This window comes from Flavobacterium sp. KH_001 (genome assembly GCF_057840745.1).
This window is the reverse complement of record NZ_CM174520.1, coordinates 3042363-3066022: the sequence shown is the minus strand read 5'-3', so window position 1 is coordinate 3066022 and position 23660 is coordinate 3042363. Positions and strand designations below refer to the sequence as shown.

26 protein-coding genes are annotated in these 23660 nt (G+C 32.7%); 14 read left to right on the top strand and 12 right to left on the bottom strand.

Going from position 1 to position 23660, the window contains the following annotated elements; translation table 11 throughout:
* Positions 1-4: 4 nt before the first annotated feature.
* Entirely contained in the window at positions 5-235 is a 231-nt protein-coding gene (locus AC3ITQ_RS13255; RefSeq protein WP_089352348.1) for a phosphopantetheine-binding protein, read from the bottom strand.
* Between the two features lie 261 nt (positions 236-496).
* On the opposite strand from AC3ITQ_RS13255, the gene AC3ITQ_RS13250 reads away from it, so the two are divergent.
* Positions 497-1573: a DegT/DnrJ/EryC1/StrS family aminotransferase gene (locus AC3ITQ_RS13250; protein ID WP_489234683.1), complete on the top strand. Its 1077-nt coding sequence runs from the start codon at positions 497-499 to the stop codon at positions 1571-1573.
* Between the two features lie 35 nt (positions 1574-1608).
* Positions 1609-2181 carry an L-threonylcarbamoyladenylate synthase gene (locus AC3ITQ_RS13245; RefSeq protein ID WP_375031950.1) on the top strand — a complete coding sequence of 191 codons (573 nt, stop codon included), beginning with the start codon at positions 1609-1611 and terminating at the stop codon, positions 2179-2181.
* A 72-nt stretch (positions 2182-2253) separates the two neighbouring features.
* Here AC3ITQ_RS13245 and AC3ITQ_RS13240 read toward each other — a convergent pair whose 3' ends face one another.
* A complete protein-coding gene (locus AC3ITQ_RS13240) occupies positions 2254-3378 on the bottom strand; it encodes a cysteine desulfurase family protein (RefSeq protein WP_489234682.1) in 1125 nt (374 codons plus the stop codon).
* 87 nt (positions 3379-3465) lie between these two features.
* Between AC3ITQ_RS13240 and AC3ITQ_RS13235 the strand changes: the two genes are divergently transcribed.
* On the top strand, positions 3466-4476 hold the full coding sequence (locus AC3ITQ_RS13235; protein WP_489234681.1) for a hypothetical protein: 1011 nt from the start codon (positions 3466-3468) through the stop codon (positions 4474-4476).
* Between the two features lie 149 nt (positions 4477-4625).
* Here the strand turns inward: AC3ITQ_RS13235 and AC3ITQ_RS13230 are convergent, their stop codons facing one another.
* Positions 4626-5177 carry a DUF8465 domain-containing protein gene (locus AC3ITQ_RS13230; RefSeq protein WP_489234680.1) on the bottom strand — a complete coding sequence of 184 codons (552 nt, stop codon included), beginning with the start codon at positions 5175-5177 and terminating at the stop codon, positions 4626-4628.
* A complete protein-coding gene (locus AC3ITQ_RS13225) occupies positions 5167-5352 on the bottom strand; it encodes a hypothetical protein (protein WP_194655530.1) in 186 nt (61 codons plus the stop codon). The genes AC3ITQ_RS13230 and AC3ITQ_RS13225 overlap by 11 nt, the downstream gene beginning before the upstream one ends.
* A 123-nt stretch (positions 5353-5475) precedes the next feature.
* Between AC3ITQ_RS13225 and AC3ITQ_RS13220 the strand changes: the two genes are divergently transcribed.
* Entirely contained in the window at positions 5476-5742 is a 267-nt protein-coding gene (locus tag AC3ITQ_RS13220) for a DUF2752 domain-containing protein (RefSeq protein WP_489238939.1), read from the top strand.
* A 12-nt stretch (positions 5743-5754) separates the two neighbouring features.
* Here AC3ITQ_RS13220 and AC3ITQ_RS13215 read toward each other — a convergent pair whose 3' ends face one another.
* Positions 5755-6456 (bottom strand): DUF1003 domain-containing protein, encoded by a 702-nt coding sequence (locus AC3ITQ_RS13215; protein WP_375031955.1) that lies wholly within the window; start codon positions 6454-6456, stop codon positions 5755-5757.
* A gap of 192 nt (positions 6457-6648) precedes the next feature.
* Here AC3ITQ_RS13215 and AC3ITQ_RS13210 point away from each other — a divergent pair, with 192 nt between their 5' ends.
* The 5 genes from AC3ITQ_RS13210 to AC3ITQ_RS13190 all read left to right on the top strand — a co-directional run bounded on the left by AC3ITQ_RS13210 (position 6649) and on the right by AC3ITQ_RS13190 (position 10584).
* A complete protein-coding gene (locus AC3ITQ_RS13210) occupies positions 6649-7440 on the top strand; it encodes a serine O-acetyltransferase (protein ID WP_375031956.1) in 792 nt (263 codons plus the stop codon).
* Position 7441: 1 nt separating this feature from the next.
* The gene (gene cysM, locus AC3ITQ_RS13205) at positions 7442-8329 is read left to right on the top strand and encodes a cysteine synthase CysM (protein WP_489234679.1); all 888 of its coding nucleotides are present in this window, start codon (positions 7442-7444) and stop codon (positions 8327-8329) included.
* Positions 8330-8482: 153 nt separating this feature from the next.
* Positions 8483-9469, top strand: a complete 987-nt coding sequence (locus tag AC3ITQ_RS13200; RefSeq protein WP_489234678.1) for an aldo/keto reductase — start codon at positions 8483-8485, stop codon at positions 9467-9469.
* Positions 9470-9636: 167 nt separating this feature from the next.
* On the top strand, positions 9637-10044 hold the full coding sequence (locus AC3ITQ_RS13195; protein ID WP_489234677.1) for a hypothetical protein: 408 nt from the start codon (positions 9637-9639) through the stop codon (positions 10042-10044).
* A gap of 93 nt (positions 10045-10137) precedes the next feature.
* Complete coding sequence (locus tag AC3ITQ_RS13190) at positions 10138-10584, top strand: hypothetical protein (protein WP_489234676.1); 447 nt, start codon at positions 10138-10140, stop codon at positions 10582-10584.
* Here the strand turns inward: AC3ITQ_RS13190 and AC3ITQ_RS13185 are convergent.
* Positions 10581-11474 carry a sensor histidine kinase gene (locus tag AC3ITQ_RS13185; RefSeq protein WP_489234675.1) on the bottom strand — a complete coding sequence of 298 codons (894 nt, stop codon included), beginning with the start codon at positions 11472-11474 and terminating at the stop codon, positions 10581-10583. The genes AC3ITQ_RS13190 and AC3ITQ_RS13185 overlap by 4 nt on opposite strands.
* A gap of 316 nt (positions 11475-11790) precedes the next feature.
* Between AC3ITQ_RS13185 and rlmD the strand changes: the two genes are divergently transcribed.
* From rlmD to AC3ITQ_RS13170, 3 genes are read left to right on the top strand one after another with little or no spacing between them, the layout of a single operon-like run.
* Complete coding sequence (gene rlmD / locus AC3ITQ_RS13180) at positions 11791-13203, top strand: 23S rRNA (uracil(1939)-C(5))-methyltransferase RlmD (RefSeq protein WP_489234674.1); 1413 nt, start codon at positions 11791-11793, stop codon at positions 13201-13203.
* A 12-nt stretch (positions 13204-13215) separates the two neighbouring features.
* Complete coding sequence (locus AC3ITQ_RS13175) at positions 13216-13773, top strand: DUF6452 family protein (RefSeq protein WP_489234673.1); 558 nt, start codon at positions 13216-13218, stop codon at positions 13771-13773.
* The gene (locus AC3ITQ_RS13170; protein ID WP_489234672.1) at positions 13745-14560 is read left to right on the top strand and encodes a DUF6048 family protein; all 816 of its coding nucleotides are present in this window, start codon (positions 13745-13747) and stop codon (positions 14558-14560) included. Before AC3ITQ_RS13175 ends, AC3ITQ_RS13170 begins: the two co-directional genes overlap by 29 nt.
* A gap of 67 nt (positions 14561-14627) precedes the next feature.
* Here the strand turns inward: AC3ITQ_RS13170 and AC3ITQ_RS13165 are convergent, their stop codons facing one another.
* The 3 genes from AC3ITQ_RS13165 to AC3ITQ_RS13155 all read right to left on the bottom strand — a co-directional run bounded on the left by AC3ITQ_RS13165 (position 14628) and on the right by AC3ITQ_RS13155 (position 16878).
* On the bottom strand, positions 14628-15320 hold the full coding sequence (locus tag AC3ITQ_RS13165) for an aspartate/glutamate racemase family protein (protein ID WP_489234671.1): 693 nt from the start codon (positions 15318-15320) through the stop codon (positions 14628-14630).
* A gap of 13 nt (positions 15321-15333) precedes the next feature.
* On the bottom strand, positions 15334-15570 hold the full coding sequence (locus tag AC3ITQ_RS13160; protein ID WP_056185923.1) for a hypothetical protein: 237 nt from the start codon (positions 15568-15570) through the stop codon (positions 15334-15336).
* Positions 15571-15720: 150 nt separating this feature from the next.
* Positions 15721-16878 carry a THUMP domain-containing class I SAM-dependent RNA methyltransferase gene (locus AC3ITQ_RS13155; RefSeq protein WP_489234670.1) on the bottom strand — a complete coding sequence of 386 codons (1158 nt, stop codon included), beginning with the start codon at positions 16876-16878 and terminating at the stop codon, positions 15721-15723.
* Between the two features lie 135 nt (positions 16879-17013).
* Between AC3ITQ_RS13155 and AC3ITQ_RS13150 the strand changes: the two genes are divergently transcribed.
* Positions 17014-17778 carry a class I SAM-dependent methyltransferase gene (locus AC3ITQ_RS13150; RefSeq protein WP_489234669.1) on the top strand — a complete coding sequence of 255 codons (765 nt, stop codon included), beginning with the start codon at positions 17014-17016 and terminating at the stop codon, positions 17776-17778.
* A gap of 92 nt (positions 17779-17870) precedes the next feature.
* A complete protein-coding gene (locus AC3ITQ_RS13145) occupies positions 17871-18539 on the top strand; it encodes a ZIP family metal transporter (protein WP_489234668.1) in 669 nt (222 codons plus the stop codon).
* A gap of 213 nt (positions 18540-18752) precedes the next feature.
* Here AC3ITQ_RS13145 and AC3ITQ_RS13140 read toward each other — a convergent pair whose 3' ends face one another.
* From AC3ITQ_RS13140 to AC3ITQ_RS13130, 3 genes are all read right to left on the bottom strand, one after another.
* The gene (locus AC3ITQ_RS13140; protein WP_489234667.1) at positions 18753-21137 is read right to left on the bottom strand and encodes a TonB-dependent receptor domain-containing protein; all 2385 of its coding nucleotides are present in this window, start codon (positions 21135-21137) and stop codon (positions 18753-18755) included.
* 153 nt (positions 21138-21290) lie between these two features.
* Positions 21291-22439, bottom strand: a complete 1149-nt coding sequence (locus AC3ITQ_RS13135) for a helix-turn-helix domain-containing protein (RefSeq protein WP_489234666.1) — start codon at positions 22437-22439, stop codon at positions 21291-21293.
* Positions 22440-22462: 23 nt separating this feature from the next.
* A complete protein-coding gene (locus AC3ITQ_RS13130) occupies positions 22463-23608 on the bottom strand; it encodes a helix-turn-helix domain-containing protein (protein ID WP_489234665.1) in 1146 nt (381 codons plus the stop codon).
* Positions 23609-23660 lie beyond the last annotated feature (52 nt).

Genomic DNA, 23660 nt, shown 5'->3' with positions numbered 1-23660 from the left:
TTAATTATCCTTTATTTTTAATGATTTCGAAAATATCGTTTAATGAATTAGAAGATTTAATATCATCTCCGGTCAATTTCACAGAATATTCTTCATCAGCCATAGCGATTAATGAAAGTGCAGTTAATGAATTCCACTCGTCTAAATCTCTAAAAACAGTTTCTTGTGTAATTAATGCCGCGTCCGTATCATCTAAAATGTCTGCAAAATTTCGCAAAAAAGTGTTGATTTCCATAGTATTCTTAAATTTATTTTGAGTTTATTATTTAAATTCGTTTTGTAAAAAAAATCAAATAAAAAATATTCATTTGATGGTAAGAAAAAAATGATCTTAAAATACTGTCATTCAAACATGTCAGTTATTAATATTCTTTCACATATAGTTATAATGCGTACTTATGTCGAAAATTAAGGTTTCTTTTCCTATTTTTACCCCACAAATATAACAATAGTTTGCCCTTTTAAGGTAAATTAAACTCACTAATCAAATAATTAAATGATTCCTGTAACCAAAACCTTTTTACCACCACAAGAAGAATACAATTCTTTTGTAAAACGTGCATGGGATAAAGCTTGGCTCACAAATCGAGGTGAACTTACCTTAGAATTAGAAGACAAACTAAAAAACTATCTTGATGTCTCTCATCTGATAATTACTAATAACGGTACAATTCCTATTCAAATTGCATTAAAATTATTTGGTAAAGGTGGAGAAATTATCACAACGCCTTTTTCTTATGTAGCAACTTCTGCAGCGATTGTATGGGAAAATTGCACACCTGTTTTTGTCGATATCCATTCAGAATATTTAACTATTGATGAAACTAAAATTGAAAGCGCAATAACAGCAAAGACAACTGCTATATTAGCCACTCATGTTTTTGGAAATCCCTGTAATGTTGAGGCTATTGAAAGTATTGCAAAAAAACATAACCTAAAAGTCATTTATGATGCAGCGCATTGTTTTGGGGTGAAATACAACAATAGATCCGTATTTAACTTTGGAGACGTAAGCACCTGTAGTTTTCATGCGACCAAACTATTTCATACTGGCGAGGGTGGTGCAATGTTCTGTAATACCAAAGACATTTATCATCAATTATTTTATAGCCATAACTTTGGCCATAACGGCCCATTAGAATTTCATGGGTTAGGAATTAATGCAAAGATTTCTGAACTACAATCAGCGATGGGTCTGGCTGTATTTCCTTATATGAACCATATTATCACTGAAAGGAAAAAGGTAGTTAATTTTTATAATGAAAATTTAGACTTCAAAACTGTAAGTACTATAAAAATAAGAAAAAATACGGAATGGAATTATAGCTATTATCCTTTAATTTTTGATTCTGAAACTACTTTATTTAAAGTTCAGGTAGCATTACTACAAGAAAACATTCTGCCAAGACGCTACTTTTATCCTTCCTTAAACACAATTGAATATGTAAAAGGAGATGAAATGCCAATTTCAGAAGCTATTGCTTCCCGAATATTGTGTTTACCGCTTTACGTAGGAATTCCGCAGGAAACTTTAAAAAAGATAGTCGATATTATTAATACTCACACCTTATAGTATTTGTTTCATTTTAATCAAATATTTCTAAAATTATGAATCAAGACATAAACACTGAAATCCATAACGCTTACGAAGTTATTAAAGAAGGCGGAATTATTCTCTATCCTACTGATACCGTTTGGGGAATTGGTTGTGATGCAACAAATCCAGAAGCTGTTGCAAAAATCTATAAACTAAAGCAACGTGCCGAAACACAAAGCATGATTGTTTTGATGAATGGAGAAAAAATGATGTATAATGTTTTCAAAGACATTCCAGAAGTTGCCTGGCAGATTTTAGATTTATCTGAAAAACCAACTACTTTAATATTAGACGGACCAAGAAATGTGGCTGCCAATATCATTGCAGCAGATAACTCTCTTGGAATACGTTTAGTAAAAGAACCTTTTTGCTTTAAATTATTAGAACGAATGAAAAAACCTTTAGTTTCAACTTCGGCTAATATTTCAGGACAACCAACTCCAATTGCATTCAAAGATATTAATCCTGAAATTGTGAAGGGAGTTGATTATGTTGTGAATTTATATCATGATAAAGTTGCAGGAAAACCCTCTACAATCATAAAACTGACGAATGATTCGCAGGTGAAAGTGATACGTAAGTAATTTTAGATTTTAGATTATTAAAATCTGCAAAAAACCTCTGAATCTCTGTTTCTTTGAGCCTTTACACCTCTCTTAAACAGTTTTTAAACTCTCAATTAGCCAATCAACATCTTCTTTGGTATTGTAATGACTAAATGAAATTCGGAGATTTGGTAATTTTAAATCCGTCTCCGATAGCATTTCTTTTAATACATGTGAAGGCTTTATGCTTCCGGATTGGCAGGCACTTCCTCTTGAAACAGCAATTCCTTTCATATCCAAGCTAAACAACAACATTGAAGTTTTCTCTGAAGAAAAAGGCAAAATGATATTTATGATATTGTAAAAATCTTCTTTTTTTCCGTTGATTCTAAAATCTGGAAAATGATTTTCAAGTTGTTCTATCAGGTACATTTTTAAGTCGGAAATGTATTTTCTTTCTACATCTAAGTTTTCATAAGAAACCGATAAAGCTTTAGCCATTCCAGCTATTTGATGTACTGCTTCGGTTCCAGCACGAAGCCCCTTTTCTTGTTCTCCTCCAAAAAGCAAAGGCTGTAAACCCGAGTTTTTACGAACAAAAGCAAAACCAACTCCTTTTGGACCGTGAAATTTATGTGCACTTGCCACTATAAAATCAACTGTATTTTTTTGCAGATCTATCTCAGTTTTACCAACTGACTGCACAGTATCTGAGTGAAATAAAGTGTTATATTGCTTGCAGATTACACCAACTCTATCCAAATCTAAAATAGTTCCGGTTTCGTTATTAACATGCATCAAACTTACTATAGTCTTTTTTTCTTCAGATAATAAATTAGATAAATGAGTCAGATCGATACTTCCATCATGGTTTATTTTTACATAATCAACCTGAATATTGTAATCAGACTGCAATGCTAAAACAGTATATAAAACTGCGTGATGTTCAATCTTAGAAGTAATAATGCGTTCCACACCCAAATCTTCTACAGCTGAACGAAGAACCCAGTTATCCGCTTCTGTTCCACCAGAAGTAAAAATAATTTCCTGGGCAGAGCAATTTAAATGTTTAGCAATGCTTTTTCTGGAAAGCTCTAAAATAGTCTTACCATTTCGTCCAAAACTATGTGTAGAAGATGGATTTCCAAAATCTTCCGTCATAACCTTAGTCATTTCCTGAATCACTTCAGGACGCATCGCTGTTGTTGAGGCGTTATCGAGATATACTTTTTTCATTACTGCAAAGTTAAGAAATATCAATTGTCAAATCTTAAATATCATTTGCCAAATTTTTCACTATTTTTGAGCCAAATAAAATTTACAATGAAAAAATATGCAAGCCTTCTATTATTCGCTCTATTACTAAACGGTTGCGATGATGGTGATTTAACAGTTGATACGATCGATTTTGAAGATGTCACTTCGGCAAGTTGTGACCCTCTTACCAATACTTTAATTTATAAATTAAAACCTCAGGAATCATTATTATTGAACATGCTTCCGAACAAAATTCTTAACAAACCAACACTAGAAGGTGAAGATCCCCTAACTTATACAATTGATGACAAAGATTACCGTGTTGTGTATAGAGCCTATGATGGTACCGTTGCACAAGAAAACATTTGTGGCTCAATACCTCCAAAGACACCTAATGTTACCGAGGAATGGATAGCAAAGCCAGGTGGAACAATTGAAATTAGAACTAGTGAAGTTTATAGAACACCCGCACCAGCCGATGGTCATACTGAAATTATAGGCTACAATCACAATATTATTTTCAGAAACATTACCTTTCTAAAACCTAATCAACCAGAACAAGTTCAACCGGAATACGTCTTTGGGGATTTTCTTACCAATGTTGATGCCGTAGTTGTGAGTTTCTTAGAACCTGAAAATGCAAAGTATTGCCCTGAATTCAAAAAAGTATTCAATAATAATACTTCCAATTCATTGGTTATTGAAAATTTTGATGGAGCAAATTTAATCAAAAACGAAGATACTCCAACTGGAACACCGAGAACAAGTCTTATTAATTTGAATGCTACAACAAACAATCTTTATTACAGAACCTATAATGGTAACCTTCCTTTAGCTGCAAATGAAAATTATTATTGTCTGGAAAAAACACCAACTAATCCAACTGTAAAAGATACGTGGGTAGGTGTAGCAGGAGTTGCAAAAGTAAGTGGTATAATCGAAGTTACCACAACATCTAGTCTTAAAGTTTTTAAACATCAGATTGTACTTAAAAACGTAACACTCACAAAAGATAACAGTACTTTTAAACTTGCAACTAATTTTATATTAGGAACAGTAACAACTATTGCACCATAAAATACAACCTTATATTTAGCATTAAAAAGCAAATCTAAATTCTTACAAAAACATCCACTTTTCAAAACTGATTTTATTACAAATTCAGAAAGAAAAACGGATGTTTTTTTATGCTTACAAAACAACTATTCAATATGCAAAAATTACTCTTATTTACTATTTTGTCTAAAATAAACTTCTGTTGCACCTAAGCCATATTTTTGATAATTGGCATCCTGAAAATCTACTCCGTCGTAACGGCCCAATAAAAAATCAAGTTCTGCCTTTAAAATTCCTTCGCCGACACCGTGAATAAAAACGATTTTTGGAATTCGGTTTCTGATCGCAAATTCTATGTGTCTTTTTGCTGTTTCTGTTTGCAAAGTCAAAATATCATAATTAGACATTCCGCGTTTATTTGGAACCAGTTTTTCGATGTGCAAATCAAATTCAGGAGCCGAAATTTCGCGCTTATCCTTCTTTTCTTTCACAAAACTCCTTGCTTTTGGCTCTTCTTTCTCTTTTGAAACAGCATCTAAATCAATTCTTTTAATAGAATTCATTAAATTACTGGAATCCTGAATTTTAAGCAATTCATTGACAGAAAATGTCATCATAAATCCGTCCTCAGTTTCAATCAAAACTTCATTGTTTTTCACTGAAACCACTATTCCGTTTATGGCCTCGTCTAAGACTGAAACCTTATCTCCTTTAGTCAACATCCTGCTCCTCTTTATCTTGATTTTTACTTGGTGTTTTTGCACTTAATTGCATCATTCCATACATGAAAACTGCAATTGCAATTACCATTATATAGATGTTTTTATCTTCTGAAACCTGCTCATATAACGCAACCGAAATCGCAAGAATCATTATTAAAATTTTAAAAGCTTTCATATTTTAAAGTATAAGAGTTCAAAAGTATGAAACTTTAAAATAGCAGTTTCAAACTCGTGAATTGTTATCGATATTTTTTTTGTAAAATTGTAAAAAATAAATGCTGTGATTTTAGAAAAATATATGCTGCCTTGCCTGTTCAAAACACTCTTCGGAATTGAGTGTTTAGGATGTGGCTTTCAGCGTTCTGTATTCTTACTTTTTAAAGGTGAATTCTTAGCCGCTTTTAAGATGTATCCGGCACTCTACTCGACCCTCTTATTTTTTATTTTTTTGTTTTTTTATTTTTTAAATAAATCGCAGACCCGAAAAAAAATGGCCTGGAATATGGCGATCATAAATGTCTTTTTTATGCTTGGCGGATATTATTACAAACATTTCTATTTGTAATTTTTGTAAGAATTATTTTTTGATCTGATTCAAAATATCATTCATCATTTCGATTTGCACTTTCTGAATTTCAATTAATTCTTGTTGCTGATGCATGATCAAATGATCAATTTTATCATGAATCATTCTGATCTCTAATTCTGATTTCAGGTTGATCATATAATCCTTTTTTGCTCGAGTGCGATCTTTTTCTTCCTGACGATTTTGACTCATCATAATTACCGGAGCTTGCAAAGCTGCTATACAGGATAAAATTAAATTCAACAAAATAAACGGATACGGATCAAAACCTTTGTTTACCAAAATATAAACATTCGAACCAATCCAAACTACAATAAAAGCCAAAAAAGAAATGATAAAAGTCCAGCTTCCGCCAAAATCAGCCACCTTATCTGCTATTTTTTGACCAAAACTTCTTGTTTCTTCTTCATCTTCAACAATACTTACTATCGATTTATCTTCTTTTAAAGATGTAATTACATTTTTTTCCAGATCTGACAGTGCACCCATTTCTGCAGATAAATAATTAGAAATGTATTTTTGTCGATACACATTTAATTCCTGAACCCCAATGCAGTCAGTATCACAAAATGATGGATAATCTTTAATAATAAGCCCTAAAACAGGGTCATGTATTGATTTTCCATAAATTTTCTCACTTTCCGGAAATTCACGATTAGAAATAGCACTTTTAAAAGTCGAATTGTTTTTCATTTGTATAAAATTTACTGGCTAATTTAAGCATTTAACTTTTTAGCAATAACATAATTCCTATGTTTCTAAAATTCCTTTAATTATCACAAATCGAATTCTCAGAACAAAATTTCTTTAGGCATTTCGTACTTCTATTTACAAAAAACACCTTACTTTTAACGTTTCAAATTTATCCATTCAATTTTTATAATTGTGTCTAGAAATCTCATCATACAAAATATAAAAGCTTTAAAAAGCCATTCCAATATTAACTACGGAATCAAAACTAAAACAGAAGATTTTACCGAAAAGCTTTTCTATACCCTTTTTGATTCAAATGCCCCCTTAGATCAAAGCATCGACGAACTCGAAATACGCTTTAAGGAAATTGCGGTTTTAGCCTGTAAAAAACCAGAAAACTTATGCGAATCTATTTGGGATCGTTTTCTGGAAAAACTTCCTGGAGTTTTGGAAAAATTAAATCAGGATGCCGAATATATTTTAGAAAATGATCCTGCATCAAACAGCATTGACGAAGTGTATTTAGGTTACCCGGGTTTTTATGCGATTGCCATTTACAGATTAAGTCATGAACTGTATCAGCTTGATTTATTATTATTTTCAAGATTAATGAGCGAATATGCACATAGAATTACCGGAACTGATATTCACGCAGGTGCTAAAATTGCTTCGCCGTTTTTTATTGATCACGCTACCGGAATTGTAATTGGAGAAACTACCGTTATCGAAAAACACGTAAAAATTTATCAGGGTGTTACGCTTGGAGCTTTGAGTGTAAGCAAAGAAATGAAAAACGCAAAACGACATCCTACAGTAGAAAAAAATGTATGCATTTATGCCAATGCAACAATTTTGGGAGGCGAAACTATTATTGGAAAAAACAGTATTGTTGGAGGAAATGCCTGGATTACCAAATCTATACCCGCAGATTCTATCGTTTTGAACACCACTACAACTGAAGTTAAAATAAAAGAAAAAAAATAAAATGGGTCCACAGAAATTGCTAAACCTAATTGGAAATACTCCATTAATGGAAACTGTCAATTTGGTTAAAAATAAAAACGTAAAGCTTTTGCTGAAACTTGAAGGAAATAATCCCGGAGGAAGCGTAAAAGACAGAGCGGCTTACAACATGATTGCATCTGCACTTGAGAGAGGCGACATTAAAAAAGGAGATAAATTAATTGAGGCAACAAGTGGCAATACCGGAATTGCCCTGGCCATGATTGCTCAATTATTTCAAATAGAGATTGAATTGGTATTACCGGAAGATTCTACAAAAGAAAGAACGCAAACCATGCGTGCCTATGGCGCTACAGTGATTTTAACGCCTGCTAGCGAAGGAATTATTGGTTCACGTGACTATGCCGACAAAAAAGTCGCACAAGGCGGTTATTTGATGTTAAATCAGTTTGCTAATGATGACAACTGGAAAGCGCATTATAAAACTACCGGACCAGAAATCTGGAATGACACTGAAGGAACTGTAACGCATTTTGTTTCGGCAATGGGAACGACAGGAACAATCATTGGAACTTCGACTTATTTGAAAGAAAAAAACAAGGCGATCCAAATCATAGGGGCGCAACCAAGCGATGGATCTCAAATTCCCGGAATTCGTAAATGGCCTCAGGAATATTTACCGAAAATATTTGATGCTTCAAAAGTTGACACTGTAATTGATGTAAGCGAAGAAGAAGCCAGAGCAATGACCAAAAGATTAGCGCTTGAAGAAGGTGTTTTTGCCGGAATGAGCAGTGGAGGCTCTGTTGCAGTAGCCTTAAAAATCGCCGAACAATTAGAATCAGGCGTTATTGTAGCTGTAATCTGCGATCGCGGCGATAGATATCTTTCTTCGGATTTGTTTGACTAAGGAAGGCATAAAGGTTCAAAGAGACAAAGGTTCAAAGTTTTATTAACTTGCCCGAAAAACCTCTGCAGCCTCGAACCTTTGTAGCTTTGAACCTTTTTAGAAAAACCTTTGAACCTTTGTTACTATGAACCTTTGCACCTCAAAAAGAAAAAAATGAATTACAGAAAACTAGGAAAAACAAATTTTAATATATCAGAAATCTCACTTGGCACTTGGCAGGTTGGCGGAAAATGGGGATCGGCTTTTGATAATAAAACAGCAGACGAACTTTTGAATACTGCGATTGATAATGGTGTAAATTTTATTGATACTGCCGATGTCTATGAAAATGGTTTAAGCGAGACTGCTGTCGGAAGAGTTGTTCGTTCAAGATCAGAACGAATTTATGTAGCCACAAAATGCGGACGTCAAATTAATCCGCATATCAATGATGGTTACCAGCCAAAAGTTCTTCAAAAATTTGTTGAAGACAGTTTGAAAAGAATGAATTTAGAAACGTTGGATTTAATTCAATTACACTGTCCTCCTACTGAAGTTTATTATCGACCTGAGATTTTTGAAATGTTTGACCGTTTAAAAGATCAGGGGAAAATTTTAAACCTTGGCGTAAGTGTCGAAAAAGTAGAAGAAGCATTAAAAGCAATTGAATATTCGAATGTAACGACTGTTCAGATTATTTTTAATTTATTTCGCCAGCGACCTTCACAGTTGTTTTTCTCTGAAGCCAGGAAAAAAGACATCGGAATTATCGCCCGAGTTCCTTTAGCAAGCGGACTTTTAACCGGTAAATTTGATTCAAAGACAACTTTCGAACCTCAAGACCACCGTAACTTTAATCGTAACGGAGATGCTTTTGATAAAGGTGAAACTTTTTCAGGTATTGATTACAACCTGGGATTAGAAGCAGTAGAAAAACTTAAAGCATTATTCCCTGAAACAACTAATCTTGCTCCTATTGCTCTACAATGGATTTTGAGCTTTCAGGATATCAGTTGCATAATTCCCGGAGCTTCGACAGCAAATCATGTTATGTCAAATTTATCTGTTTATGATTTACCTGAATTAACTCCCGAAAAAATTAAAGCCATGAACGCGATTTACGAAGAATACATCAAACCTTCGGTACATCATTTATGGTAACCTAAGATACTAAGTTTCTAAGATAAAAAAACTGCTAGCTTCTTAATACAATATTCAAATTCAAAAAACTTAGAATCTTAGCAGCTCAGAAACTTAGCATCTTTTTTAACGCAACCTTTTTCCTGTTAAAGCATCTGATAATAAAACAACCTAACATTTCACTAACCATGAAGAAACTGACTTTTATTATCTATACAATTTGTCTGGCATTTTTTTCGTGTAGCAATGATGATAGTGTTGACAGAGAAAGAGATTATCAAAATTTAGGAAAGATGTATCGCGAAATACTTTCGCTTTCTAAAGTTAATTCAGAGCTTTGCAAAGATTCTGATGAATGGGACTTTACTGCAATTGGTTCTAAAGCATGTGGCGGATCTGCAGGTTATATTGCTTATTCAAAAAAAATCGACAAGACTGAATTTCTCGCTAAGACAAAAGCATATACAGATGCGGAGGCTGCTTTTAATAAAAAATGGAGCGTAGTATCAACTTGCGATGTTGTTGCACCTCCTGCAGGAGTTGAATGTGTCGACGGAAAACCTAAACTTTCTTATATCACAGTATCTGAAAAATAATTTCATCCAGTGAAACCTAAAGCAGTAAAACAATAAATTCTAAAAAAGAAACTTAGTAACTTAGCAACTTAGAATCTTAGTTACTTAAAAAGAATGCCAACAAAATCTAAATTTAAAGAATGGTTTGATCGTTACAAATATGCTGAATTAGCAAGTACAAGTGCCGCACTTACTGCTTCTTTATTTAGTAAAATTTATAATGGGTTAACAACAGCCTATATTATAACTTTTTCAGAATATTTGGCTTTTTACAGTGTCATTTTTATTTCAGCTTATAAAAAACTTGCAAAGCAAAATAAAGCACTAAAAAAAGTAACAGCTTCTAAGGAAATTCTTTTACTGTTGAAAAATTTAGTCTTAGAGTTTGGCTATCCGGCATTTTTAGACTTTTTGGTAATTCGTCCTTTTTGCATGTACTGGATGCCCATTTTATTTGGGAATTATTTTTTTGGAATTATTTTTGGAAAGATAGCAGCCGATTTATGTTTTTACTTTTTTACTATTGTCAATTATGAGCTTATCAAAAAGGGAGAGAATTAAATGTCAAATTCAATCTTAAACTCAGCACCCCTGTTCTTACCTTCACTGGCAGCACTTAAAGTCCCTTTATTTCTTTCAATAATTTTCTTGCATAAATAAAGTCCTATTCCCGTTGAAGATTCATTTGCAGTTCCTAACCGGCTCATTTTGGTGAATTTTTTAAACAATTCTTCAATCTGATTTTTATCAAAACCAATTCCTTTATCTATCACTGTAAATATCAATTTTGAGTCTTCCTTATAGATTCTGGCCTTAATTTCACTGTCAAAATAAGAAAATTTCACCGCATTGCTTATTAGATTGACCATTACCTGAATCAATAAACCTTCATCAATTTTAAGAACTGCCGATTCCGTTTCTAAACTCAGACTTAATTTAATATTCTTATCAATTAAACGCTGCTCTACCTGCTCATTAATAAAAGGTAAAATATTAGGGAATATTATTTCCCGGGGTTCCTGATTAAATTTTGCAACCTGATCTTGTTCTTTTAGCAGTTTTATAAAATTCTCGATATAGCGAAATTGCAAATTGGTAGATTCACAAATTAAATCGGCTAAATGTTTAATTGATTCTGAAGGATTTTCGCTAAGAATCAATTTTGCCAGTCCTTGTGGGTTTCCTGCGAAATTTTTCAAATCATGCGAAAGCATATAAATCAAATCTTGTTTTTCGTTTATAAAACTTTCTGCTTCATATATCGATTCCTGAATATTACACATTAACAAACCTGCCTCATCAGTATATTCAGTAGGCAAAACAGAAAGTTTTCTGCTACTTCTATAATCATCTAATGCTTTTGAAGCTTTTGAAATAGGTTTTATCAATTGATTCAATACCAATAGCGTTATTGCAGTCGCCAACAAAGTCATTGCTAAAGAAAAAATCAAAATAGATGTAGGTGAAACATTATGCGAGTAAAATAGCACAAAAAACAAAATTCCGATTAAAGGAATGTGAATACCTATGAAGGCAACAAACAGAAATTTGAATGCATAACTTTTTTTCAGAAAGTTTATTTGTGAAAGATTGTGATACAAATTCATAAAAACATAACAAAAACGACTGGTTAGAAATGTAGAATTTAGGGATAATACTAAAAACAAAGTTAGCTTTTAAACTTAATTAAACTAATAAATTCAACAATTTGATAAAATATTTTAAAATTTAAATTTATAAAAGTTTACAAACCCTTATTTTTGCGCTATGGGAAGAAAAAATACAGACAAAGTTGTCTTTCATCAAATCCAGGTTCTTGATGCTGGAGCAAAAGGAGTATCAGTAGCTAAGGCTCCAGACGGAAAAGTAATATTTATTCCGAATGTAGTGCCGGGTGATGTAGTTGACGTACAAACTTTCAAAAAAAGAAAAGCCTACTATGAAGGCAAAGCCGTAAAATTTCACGAATTATCAGAACATCGCATTGAACCAATTTGCGAACATTTTGGCGTTTGTGGAGGATGTAAATGGCAAAATATGAAATACAGCCAACAGTTGTATTACAAACAAAATGAAGTAAAAAACCACTTACAGCGTATAGGAAAGGTGGAGCTTCCTGAATTCGAAACTATTTTGGGCTCAGAAAAACAATTTTTCTATAGAAATAAAATGGAATTTTCGTTTTCTAACAGCCGTTGGTTAACCGAAAAAGAAATTGGAAGCACTGAGGATTTAGGTAACCGAAATGCTTTAGGATTTCATATTCCGAAAATGTGGGATAAAATTCTTGACATTAAAAAATGTCATTTACAGGAAGATCCTTCAAATGCTATCAGAAACGAAATCAGAGATTTTGCTAACGAACATAATTTAGCGTTTTTTAACCCTAGAGAGCAATCAGGTTTACTTCGAACTTTCATGATTCGTACTGCTTCAACTGGTGAAATCATGGTTCTGATTCAGTTTTTTGAAAATGACAAGAAAAATCGCGAATTGATTTTAGATCATCTTTACGAGAAATTTCCACAAATTACATCATTGCAATATGTTGTAAATTCAAAACAAAACGACACCATCTACGATCAGGATATTAAACTATATAAAGGCAGAGATTACATTCTTGAAGAAATGGAAGGTTTAAAATTCAGTATCAATGCTAAATCTTTTTACCAGACCAATTCTGACCAGGCTTATGAATTGTACAAAATAACACGTGACTTTGCCGGACTTACAGGTAATGAAACGGTGTACGATTTATATACAGGAACAGGAACAATTGCTCAATTCGTATCTAAAAAAGCAAAAAAAGTAATTGGTGTAGAAAGTGTTCCTGAAGCTATTTTAGATGCTAAAGCAAACGCAGAACGCAATAATATTACCAATTGCGAGTTTTTTGTTGGAGACATGAAAGTAGTATTCAATGAAAGTTTCATTGCACAACACGGAAAACCGGATGTTATCATTACAGATCCGCCAAGAGATGGTATGCATGCAGCTGTTATTGATCAAATCCTTAAAATTGCACCTAAAAAAGTAGTATACGTAAGTTGCAACTCAGCTACACAAGCGAGAGACCTTGCTTTAATGGATGAAAAATATAAAGTTACCCGCGTTCGACCAGTTGATATGTTTCCGCAGACGCACCATGTTGAAAATGTTGTACTTTTAGAACTTAGATAACACTATTTATAAATGAAAAAAATAATTTCTCTTTTATTAGTCTTTACTTTTGGCTTGTCGAGTTGCGAGAAAGATGATATTTGTGATCCAGATACTCCAACAACTCCGCGTTTAGTATTTACATTTTATAAAATCAATAGTCCGAGCGAGCTTCAAAATGTAACTGATTTAATGGTTATTGGTGAAGGTGAAGAGGCCGGAATTATTTTTAATGAAACTGCAACGGATACAACAAAGTATTTAGCTAACGGAAGTACTATTTCTATTCCGTTAAAAACAAATGCACTTTCAACAACTTATACTTTTGTTTTAGATTCGCAAAATGATAATCCTGCTGCCATAAACACTGATGCTATAAAAATCAATTATACGCATAATGATGTATATGTTTCCAGAGCTTGTGGTTTTAAAACCACATTTACGCTAGATCCGCTCTCAACAAGTCCTCCCTTAAGCGTTCCTTTTGTTCAAAGTGATACAGACGGCAACGGACTTTGGATGCAGGAAGTTTTTGTAATAAATCCTAACATTGAAAACGAAAATGAAACACACATTAAAGTATTTTTTTAGTAGTTGTTTATTGTTTTCAATGGTTTTGGTTCAGGCCCAGGAAACATCAACTACAACAGTAACAAAAGAAGCTGTTCCCGCTAAACCGAAAACGGAAAGCATTAAACCAGAACTTCAGGAAACCGTTAAGCCAGATAGTATAAAAACAGATCGCTACGGCCTTCGTGTTGGAGTTGATTTGTATAAATTGACACGTGGTCTTTATGACAAAGATTATAAAGGAATCGAAATTACTGGAGACTTTCGTTTAACTAAAAAATACTACATTGCTGCAGAGCTTGGATTTGAGGATAAAACGACAGACGACGACAGATTAAATTCGACTGCGACAGGAACTTATATTAAAGGAGGTTTTGACTACAATTTGTATCAAAACTGGCTTGACATGGAAAACTTAATCACAATAGGTTTACGAGGAGGTTTTAGTACTTTTAGTCAGGATTTAAACAGTTATAAAATCTATAATTCAAATCCATATTGGGGAGAACAGCCAGCAATTATTGCTGACAAAAAGTATAATGGCCTTACAGCCGGATGGATTGAAGTTGCTATGGGAATAAAAGCGCAAGTTTTTAATAACGTGTTTGTAGGTTTTGGCATTCAACTAAAAATGTTGGTTGCCAATACAAAACCAGATGGTTTCGACAATCTTTATATACCTGGTTTCAATAGAACTTATGACGGAAGTTTCGGAATCGGGTTTAATTATACCGTTTCTTATTTCATTCCAATTTATAAGAAGAAAACAGTTATTCCTGTAATCAAAAAAGAAACTCCTAAAAAGTAATTTTTACAGATAAAACAAAAGCCCCGGATTCATGAATTCGGGGCTTTTTTTATGTTATTTTATTAAATTATGACAACTGGAATTGAACCGCAGCATTTGAATGAATCAAAGTCGTATCAAAAATCGGAACAGAAAGATCTCCTGGCAAAATTACTAATGGAATTTCAGTACAGCCTAAAATTATTCCTTCAGCACCATTTTCAATTAATTGATTGGCAATTTCTAAATAACGTTTTTTAGTTTCCGCTGTTACAAGTCCTCTTCCTAATTCCTCAAAAATTGTAGTGTGAATAAAATCTTTATCTTCCTGGCTTTGCGGAATTATAGCTTCTATTCCCCTTGCTTCCAACTTATCTGTAAAGAAATCGAGTTCCATTGTAAACTTAGTTCCTAACAATCCTACTTTTCTGATTTCCTGTTTCTGAATTTCAACAGCTGTAGCCGTTGCAATATGAATAAGAGGCAAGTCAATAGCTTCTTCCAACCGATCTGCAATAAGATGCATGGTATTAGCACACAAAACAATCGCTTCTGCCCCGCCTGATTTTAAGAATTGACAAGCTTTAAAAAGCATTTCAAAAGTCGAATCCCAATTATTGGTTTCGTTATTCTTTTTTATATCAGAATAATTGAACGAATAAATCAAACATTCTGAGAAGTTCAATCCTCCCATTTTTTCATTTATTCCTTCATTTATAAGTTTGTAATAATCTGCAGTAGAAACCCAGCTAATACCGCCTATAAGTCCAATTTTCCTCATATAAAATAATTAATTACCCAATTTCTCTAATTCCTTTTATAAAAATCCATTTCATGAAAAGCTTCTCGCCATCTTTAGTTTTTACCGCCTGAAATTTAGGGGCAATCAAAGTGGCAACAATAAAAGCCGTCATCGGAATCCAGATTCCGGTTAATTGTGTATAGTTTGCAATTACAAATCGTCCTGCGATAAATAAAATCGCGAAACATCCTAATTGATATAAAAATCCTCTTACTTGTAGTTTTGTCATTTTTTTTAAAGTTGCTAAGGTTCTGAGGTACTAAGGGACTAAGTATTTATTCTCTGAACTTTAATTGTTTTATTGTAAATTCTAATTCTAAAAATTCTAAGACACAAAACTAAAAACCTTAACACCTTAGTATCTTAGTATCTCAGAACCTTAAACTTGAAATTTCGTCCTCTTGCTTCCTTCGTACATTTCGTATTTTACCAAACGTGCTTCTAAACTTGCGTTAAAAAGCTTGATTTTTCTTGAAGGTTTTAGTCCAACAAATTTCAAGGCTTCAAGATTTGCTGTGATAAACCAGGCGTTTGTCCCCGGATAGCTTTTCTTTAAAGTATCTCCAATGTTTTTATAGAATTCCTCCATATGAATATCCAAACGCTCATCGTATGGCGGATTGAAAACCATATGCAGTTTTCCTTCGACTGCTTTTTCAGTGTCAAAAAAGTTATCTTCTGAAATTGTAACGTAATCTTCTAAATTCGCGTTTCTGATATTATCCTTAGCTTTGTTTACAGCACTTGGCGCTTTATCAAAACCTTTTATCGTATAATGAAATTCCTTTGTTTTTTTCATCAAACTGTTTACAATCTGATCAAATAAATCATTGTCCCAGTCTTTCCATTTTTCGAAAGCAAACTCTTTTCTGTTGATGTTTGCCGGAATGTTACAAGCAATCATAGCTGCTTCTGCTAAAAATGTTCCAGATCCGCACATTGGGTCTAAAAAGTGACTTTGACCTTCCCAGCCTGACAACAACAGAATTCCTGCTGCTAAAACTTCGTTGATCGGCGCTATATTTGTAGCCGTTCTGTAACCACGTTGGTGCAATGAATTCCCTGAAGTATCCAATGCAACCGAAACCTGATCTTTATCAATATGAACGTTGATTCTTAAGTCTGGAAAAGCTTTATCAATGCTCGGACGCTGACCTGTTCTTTCTCTAAACTGATCCACAATCGCATCTTTACATTTCTGAGAAACAAACTCAGAGTGATTAAAATAAGTCGAATGCACTGTTGCATCAATTACAAAAGTTTGGTTGGCATTTAGCAATTTAGACCAGTTTACACCTGAAATTCCTTTGTATAATGCCTGCTCGTTGTTTGCTCTGAACGAGTAAATTGGTTTTAAAACTTTAAGTGCCGTACGCAATGATAAATTGGCTTTGTACATAAAACCTTTATCGCCTTTAAAGCTTACCATTCTCACTCCTTTTTCGACATCCTGAGCACCAAGATCACGTAATTCTTTTTCTAATATTTCTTCAAAACCAAAAAAACATTTGGCTATCATTCTAAAATTTTCTTCCATCTTTATTTTTGTTTAAAAAAACAACTCCAATCGCAAATGCATATTACCAATTATATAGGTATCCTTGCGAAATAGTTATTTTTCGGCAAAAATACACTAAATTTGCGGTACTTTGAATTAATTGAAATAGAATAAATGTCTGAAGCACCAAACTCATCAACACCAAATCAGGAGCGTAACACCGAAAACTGGTTCTCTTCATGGTTTGATACTCCGTATTATCACATTCTTTATAAAGACCGAAATTACCGTGAGGCTCAGATTTTTATGGATAATCTTACTCATTACCTAAATCTTCCTGAAAAGGCTAAGGTATTGGATTTAGCGTGTGGAAAAGGACGTCACTCTATTTATTTAAACCAGCTTGGCTTTGATGTTTTAGGCGCCGATTTGTCTGAAAACAGCATTACAGAAGCCAGCAAAAACAGCAACGAAACACTGCATTTCAAAGTGCACGATATGCGTGAGCCATTCGAAGAAAAATTCGATGCTATTTTTAATTTGTTTACCAGTTTTGGTTATTTCGAAAATGATGATGACAATTTGACGACTTTAAAAGCGATCAAAGAGAGTTTATCTGAATATGGTTTTGCCGTAATTGATTTTATGAATGTGGCTCAGGTAATCGAAACTTTGGTTCCCGAAGAAGTAAAAACTGTTGAGGGAATCGATTTTAAAATCAAAAGATATCTTGAAGACGGACATATTTTTAAAGAAATTGATTTTGAAGATCAAGGACATAAATATCATTTTACCGAAAAAGTAAAAGCTTTAACGTTAAAAAATTTTGAAGAATTAATGGCCGAAGCCGGAATTTTTCTTTTGGATATTTTTGGAGATTACAAACTCAAAAAATTCCATAAAACCGAAAGTGAACGATTAATCATGATTTTTAAATAAATTGGTGAATCGTTTAATTGTTTAACCGTTTAAACGCTAAGCAAAAAAACAATTAACCGATTAAACAAATCAACGATTACACAAAATAACAAATGAACTATTTACTACCCTTATTTTCTGTACTTTTAGGTTATGCTGTGGCTTTATTTATAAAACCAAAAAACAAAACCAATCTAAAATTATTGCTTGCTTTTAGCGGTTCATTTTTATTATCGTTAACCGTAATGCATTTGTTGCCTGAAGTTTACGAATCTCACAATCACAATATTGGTTTATTCATAATGGTCGGGATTTTATTCCAGATCATCCTTGAATTTTTCTCAAAAGGAGCCGAACACGGACACGTTCACGGGCACGCACAAATGTCACAGATTCCCTGGTTACTTTTTATCAGTTTGTGTATTCACGCCTTTTTAGAAGGTTTTCCGGTAAGTCATCATCATGGTTTAGCACTCGGAATCGCGATTCATCACTTGCCAATTGCCGTGATTTTAACCACGTTTTTCATCAATGCCAATCTCAACAAAAAAGCGATTTTTGCTTTCATGCTGACTTTCGCCATTATGACGCCGCTTGGTACAATCGCATCCGAATATTTACCCATTTTAAACGCATATTACACTGAAATAACAGCCGTTGTCATCGGAATCCTATTCCATATTTCATCGACTATTATTTTTGAAAGCAGTGAAGGACATAAATTCAATGTTGCCAAAGTTTCCATGATCGTTCTCGGAATTCTATTGGCATTCGTATTATAATTAGGGCGTGCCCAAATTCACAAAAGGCGCTTTTTAACAGACCGCTTATGTGCGCCTTTCGCAAATCTGGTCGGGCTATCCAGTCCGCCGCGGCGGATTCCTCCTATCCCTCACGCAAAAAAACTTCATACTTAAAAAATACCTAACAGGTTTTAAAAACCTGTTAGGATAGTACAAAAATTATCTAATTGACTAATTTTCTAATTATCTAATTTACCTGGCTCTATTCTTTTCTTCTTGATTTCCTAAAGTACGCTCGCTCACATTAATTTTTTTGTTTCCAAAATTGTAAACTATAGATAATCGTGCAAATCGGTTGCTTTCATTTTGAGTATACACTTGTTTAACACCATTTACAATCGAAACATCATCTTTTAAATACGACGTATTAAAAATATCATTTACTAAAAATGCAATCTGCATGGTTTTGTTTAACAAATCTTGTTTAAAACCAATATTCAAACTTGAGGTATATCCTGTTTCATACAAACCGCTTTTATAAGGTGTAGTATAATTAAAATCTATTTGTAATTTACTCGTTTTGCCAAGTGAAAATGTATTGTTGGTCGAAAAATCGACTTCAAGACCATTTACTGGTGTGGCGTTAATATCTTTTATGAATTTAATATTTGAGCCTAAAAAATACAAAGAGTTCTCGCTCTCCCACCAATCTGCAAATGTGGCTGAATACGTTTCTCCAATTCCATAATTAAGGCCTTTAAAGTAATTCTCTCTCGATACCACCTGTGTCAATGTTTCTGGATTTGCAGTAAAAATGACGCCATATCCATCTGATACTGAATTCAAATAAATACTGGTTCTCAATATTTTTTTATACGAATGTACAAACTCAAAATTGTCACTAAAAGAAGGTTTTAAAAACGGATTTCCTTCTGAATAACTGTTACTGCTGATATAAATTCGAAACGGATTTAACAGAGAAAAAGTTGGTCTTTTAATTCTCCTTCCATAATTAAAACTAAAACTATTGTTTTCATTTTTCTGGTAAGAAGTATAAAAAGTTGGAAATAATTTAAAATAATTATTTACAGTTTCCTGATTTAAAGTTTTTGAAAACCCATTTGTCTGTGTATTTTCTAATCGTAGTCCTGCTTGAAAATTCCATTTTTCATTGATTTTTTTATCTGCACTAATATAAACCGCCTGATTATTTTCGGTATATTCAAATTGATTTGATTGATTTGTGTCTAATACCGGAGTTCCTGTAATGGTATTGAAAAAAACCACATCGCTATTGCTTTTTGTAAAACTCATTTTTGCTCCATAAGATAAATTTAATGCTTGAAGCGGATGTTCCATATCAGCCTTGAAACTCAAATTATTAATATCCTGATTCGAAATATTTCGTCCCGACTGATTTATATCAACAAAAGTACCATCTGATGCATAATTGTTTGCTATAAAATCTCTGTCGAATTTCGAATCATAATCAAAATAATCCACATCAAAAGACAATTTTCGGTTTAGAGAATCCAGTTTTGTAATCAAATGTAGATTATAGGTGTGATTACCCGTTTTTCGGTCTAAAAAGCTCTCATTAATTACATAACTTTCTAATTGATTTTGAGTATTAAACTGATCTATTCTAATATCTGAGTCAAAATCAGGATTGCTTTTATCTTTTAAAAATTGAAAACCAATGCTTGTTTTTTCTGAAAAATCATAATCCAAAGCTACTTTTCCAGATAGGTTATCTTCATTTAATTTCGTTACTGCCTTCATTTTCGAAGGTCCTTCAACAAAGTACATATCAAGACCTTCCTTAATATTTCTATAACCTGTTTTTGCATTGATACTGGCTGAAACCCTAAACTTGTTTTTATTGTAAAAGAAATTATTCCTTAAAGCATAAATCCCATATTTATTCTGGTCATACGAAGCTGTGGTTGTATTTTTCCAGGAATTACGAGCTCCTTTTTTCATAATAATATTGATCAGTCCGCCAGTTCCTTCGGCTTCATATTTTGATGAAGGGTTACTTATAATTTCAATATTTTTAATATCACTTGCCGAAATTGATTTCAGGAAATTATTAAGTTCTTCACCCGTTAATTCAATCATTCTTCCGTCAATCATAACACGAGAAGTCCCCTTTCCTAATATGTTAATAGCATTATTTTGTACTACAACGCCTGGCGCTGTATTTATAGCACTCAAAGCATCTCCGCCAACGTTTGTTACATTATTTTCAAGATTATAAACCAAACGATCTGTTTTTTGCTCAATCGTATTTTTTCCGGATTGAATGACAACTTCTCCCAGATTGGTAACATTTTCTTTTAAAATAATCAACCCTAAGTAGGTATCTTTTTCAATTGTAATTTCCCTCTCAAATTCAGAATATCCTTGTGCACTAATTTTTACTTTATAGAATCCTTTGTGCAGGATCATCTCAAAACTGCCATCTTCCTTTGTTGTAGCTCCATTTATAATTTTTCCTTCTTGATTTAAGATTACGACATCTGTCCAGGCTACCGGTGTTTTTTCATCGGCAATTTTCCCATTTAATTTAAAGGATGTTTGTGCTAAACAAAAGAGAGGCAATAGTAAAAAAATAAAGAGGTTAACTTTTTTCATAATTTCTAATTTTAACTTGTTCGATTAATTTGAAGCAAAGTTGTCTTAGAAATTTTGAGAAGGCGACCGACAAAAAAAAGTCGAACCAATTTCTATTTAGGAAATCAGTTCGACTTTATTTAGCATGGCGTACGACTTTTTACAAAACCTTTATTATGAAGCGTTTCGGTATGCTGTAGGCGTTAAATTAGTATATTTTTTAAAAGATGTATTAAAAGACGATTTTGAATTAAAACCTACTTCATAGAGAATTTCTAAAACTGTAAGATCCTTTTTTAAGGGATTTTTCAAAATACCCATGGCTTTTTGAATGCGATATTCGTTTACAAAATCAAAAAAATGCTGATCTATATGATGATTAATCAAAATGGATAAATCACGAACCGGAATATCTATTTGATTTGAGAGTTCCTGAATTGTAAGCGACGGATCAAGAAAAGGTTCTTTCTCGGCCATATATTTTTTTAATGCCGAAATCTGAGTTGTAATTAAATCGTTTTGAAGCTCCTTTGTTTCAACAGCACTTTCATTTTCCTTAGGAAGAATATCTCTTGTTAATTGTAATTTAGAATTTATACCTCTAAAAAGTTCAGGATCATTCAATGCTTTTAACACAAACCAGCAAGTTGCTACTAAGGCTAAAAATTGCATGATTACATTTGCCCAAATCCATAGTACTTCAAAATCAGTAAATCTTAAAATATTCTTAGCTATTGATAAATAATACAAACTAAAAAACACAGTCGATATTTGAAACAGCCACTTAAAAATAGAAGTCTTAGGATTAGTATAATTTTCCCGATATATTTCTTTATACTTTTTTAAAACTAAAAATACTCCAATGCTATACAATACAATTTGCAAAGCCAATATCAACTGCAAAAAGTAAAATTCAGGCATTTGACTGCGCTGCTCATAAAACTGCATTTTATCTACATCATTAAAAAAATAGATGCTGCTTATAAAAACTGCATTTAAAAATACAAACGGAATTGCATGAAGCAAATGCTTGGTTCTTAATCGAAAATCAGCAAAACAAACGGAGATTATATACAGATAGAAAATAGGAAGTACCAAAGCACAAGTAGTCCATCTGAAAAATTCTAAATTAAGATAATCTTTAATGAAAGCTTCACTCATAAAAATTCCAATATCATCAACTACAAAAAATAGTAAATAAGAAGCAAATAGTCTATTTGCTAATTTATTTTGGGTTTTTACAGTGAATAAAAAGAATGCCAGCAATAATGAAACAAAAACTGACATCCGGCCCATAACACTCAAAAAGCTATCTATATCCATTTATTTTTTTGATTACTGATTTATTATACTGCATTTCTATAAGCTGTAGGCGTGAGATTTGTATATTTTTTAAAAGAAGTATTGAATGAGGATTTTGAATTAAAACCAACTTCATATAAAATTTCTAAAACGGTAAGCTCACTTTTAGACTCATCTTTTAAAATATTCATTGCTTTTTGGATTCGATATTCATTTACAAAATCAAAAAAGTGCTGATCCATTTTATGATTAATCAAAACGGATAAATCCCGGACCGGGATATCAATTTGATTTGCCAATTCCTGAATCGTAAGCGACGGATCCAGAAAAGGTTCTTTCTCAGCCATATATTGTTTCAATGTCAAGATTTGAGTATCAACAACTTCATCCTGATGTTCTTTTACTTCAATTGGATTTTCATTTTTTTGGGGAAGAATGTCTTTCGTTAGCTTTAATTTAGAATTAATTCCTCTAAAAAGTTCCGGATGATTTAGTGCTTTCATTACAAACCAGCATATTACACACAACGCCATAATTACCATAAAAACATTGCCCCAAAGAAAAGTCTCTCTTGATGCTGTATAACGCAATAAGTTTTTTGAAGCGGTAATACAATGCATCACTACAAAAACACAATTCATCTGAAAAAGCCATTTATAAGTCGAAGTACTGGGATTCGTATAATTTTCGAGATAAATTTTTCGGTATTTCCTCAAAATTAAAAAAACGCTGATAATATAAAACCAATATTGAATTTCAATTAAAATTTGGAAAAAGTAAATTTCAGGCATTTGGCTATAATTAACCAAAAAATGCTCTTTTTCAATACCTGATTTCAAATAAAACCTTGGCATTAAAACTAAATTCATCACGACAAAAGGAAGTGTGTATATCAGATGCTTCCATTTTAATCGAAAGTCAGAATAACACACCGCTAAAACATACAAATAAATCAAAGGCATTTCCAGTAAGCATGTTGTACTTCTCAAAATCTCAAAATCTACATATTCCTCTGGAAAAGAATAAGCTAAAAGTCCACTGAAATCAATTCCTGAAAAAATAATAAAGCAGGCAAATAATCGATTGGCTAATTTATTTTCCGTTTTTACTGTAAGTAAAAAAAGTGCCAACAGTAATGAAACAAAGACAGCAATCCGAGCAATGCCATCTAAAAAGCCTAATTTATCCATTCCTTCTTTTGATTATTCAACAAATATAATATTTTAGTTGTTTTAAAAAGGT

Coding starts and splice junctions, on each gene's coding strand:
- AC3ITQ_RS13255 (WP_089352348.1), bottom strand. CDS start 235: ATGGAAATCAACACTTTTTTGCGAAATTTTGCAGACATTTTAGATGAT.
- AC3ITQ_RS13250 (WP_489234683.1), top strand. CDS start 497: ATGATTCCTGTAACCAAAACCTTTTTACCACCACAAGAAGAATACAAT.
- AC3ITQ_RS13245 (WP_375031950.1), top strand. CDS start 1,609: ATGAATCAAGACATAAACACTGAAATCCATAACGCTTACGAAGTTATT.
- AC3ITQ_RS13240 (WP_489234682.1), bottom strand. CDS start 3,378: ATGAAAAAAGTATATCTCGATAACGCCTCAACAACAGCGATGCGTCCT.
- AC3ITQ_RS13235 (WP_489234681.1), top strand. CDS start 3,466: ATGAAAAAATATGCAAGCCTTCTATTATTCGCTCTATTACTAAACGGT.
- AC3ITQ_RS13230 (WP_489234680.1), bottom strand. CDS start 5,177: ATGTTGACTAAAGGAGATAAGGTTTCAGTCTTAGACGAGGCCATAAAC.
- AC3ITQ_RS13225 (WP_194655530.1), bottom strand. CDS start 5,352: ATGAAAGCTTTTAAAATTTTAATAATGATTCTTGCGATTTCGGTTGCG.
- AC3ITQ_RS13220 (WP_489238939.1), top strand. CDS start 5,476: ATGCTGCCTTGCCTGTTCAAAACACTCTTCGGAATTGAGTGTTTAGGA.
- AC3ITQ_RS13215 (WP_375031955.1), bottom strand. CDS start 6,456: ATGAAAAACAATTCGACTTTTAAAAGTGCTATTTCTAATCGTGAATTT.
- cysM (WP_489234679.1), top strand. CDS start 7,442: ATGGGTCCACAGAAATTGCTAAACCTAATTGGAAATACTCCATTAATG.
- AC3ITQ_RS13200 (WP_489234678.1), top strand. CDS start 8,483: ATGAATTACAGAAAACTAGGAAAAACAAATTTTAATATATCAGAAATC.
- AC3ITQ_RS13195 (WP_489234677.1), top strand. CDS start 9,637: ATGAAGAAACTGACTTTTATTATCTATACAATTTGTCTGGCATTTTTT.
- AC3ITQ_RS13190 (WP_489234676.1), top strand. CDS start 10,138: ATGCCAACAAAATCTAAATTTAAAGAATGGTTTGATCGTTACAAATAT.
- rlmD (WP_489234674.1), top strand. CDS start 11,791: ATGGGAAGAAAAAATACAGACAAAGTTGTCTTTCATCAAATCCAGGTT.
- AC3ITQ_RS13175 (WP_489234673.1), top strand. CDS start 13,216: ATGAAAAAAATAATTTCTCTTTTATTAGTCTTTACTTTTGGCTTGTCG.
- AC3ITQ_RS13170 (WP_489234672.1), top strand. CDS start 13,745: ATGAAACACACATTAAAGTATTTTTTTAGTAGTTGTTTATTGTTTTCA.
- AC3ITQ_RS13165 (WP_489234671.1), bottom strand. CDS start 15,320: ATGAGGAAAATTGGACTTATAGGCGGTATTAGCTGGGTTTCTACTGCA.
- AC3ITQ_RS13160 (WP_056185923.1), bottom strand. CDS start 15,570: ATGACAAAACTACAAGTAAGAGGATTTTTATATCAATTAGGATGTTTC.
- AC3ITQ_RS13155 (WP_489234670.1), bottom strand. CDS start 16,878: ATGGAAGAAAATTTTAGAATGATAGCCAAATGTTTTTTTGGTTTTGAA.
- AC3ITQ_RS13150 (WP_489234669.1), top strand. CDS start 17,014: ATGTCTGAAGCACCAAACTCATCAACACCAAATCAGGAGCGTAACACC.
- AC3ITQ_RS13145 (WP_489234668.1), top strand. CDS start 17,871: ATGAACTATTTACTACCCTTATTTTCTGTACTTTTAGGTTATGCTGTG.
- AC3ITQ_RS13140 (WP_489234667.1), bottom strand. CDS start 21,137: ATGAAAAAAGTTAACCTCTTTATTTTTTTACTATTGCCTCTCTTTTGT.
- AC3ITQ_RS13135 (WP_489234666.1), bottom strand. CDS start 22,439: ATGGATATAGATAGCTTTTTGAGTGTTATGGGCCGGATGTCAGTTTTT.
- AC3ITQ_RS13130 (WP_489234665.1), bottom strand. CDS start 23,608: ATGGATAAATTAGGCTTTTTAGATGGCATTGCTCGGATTGCTGTCTTT.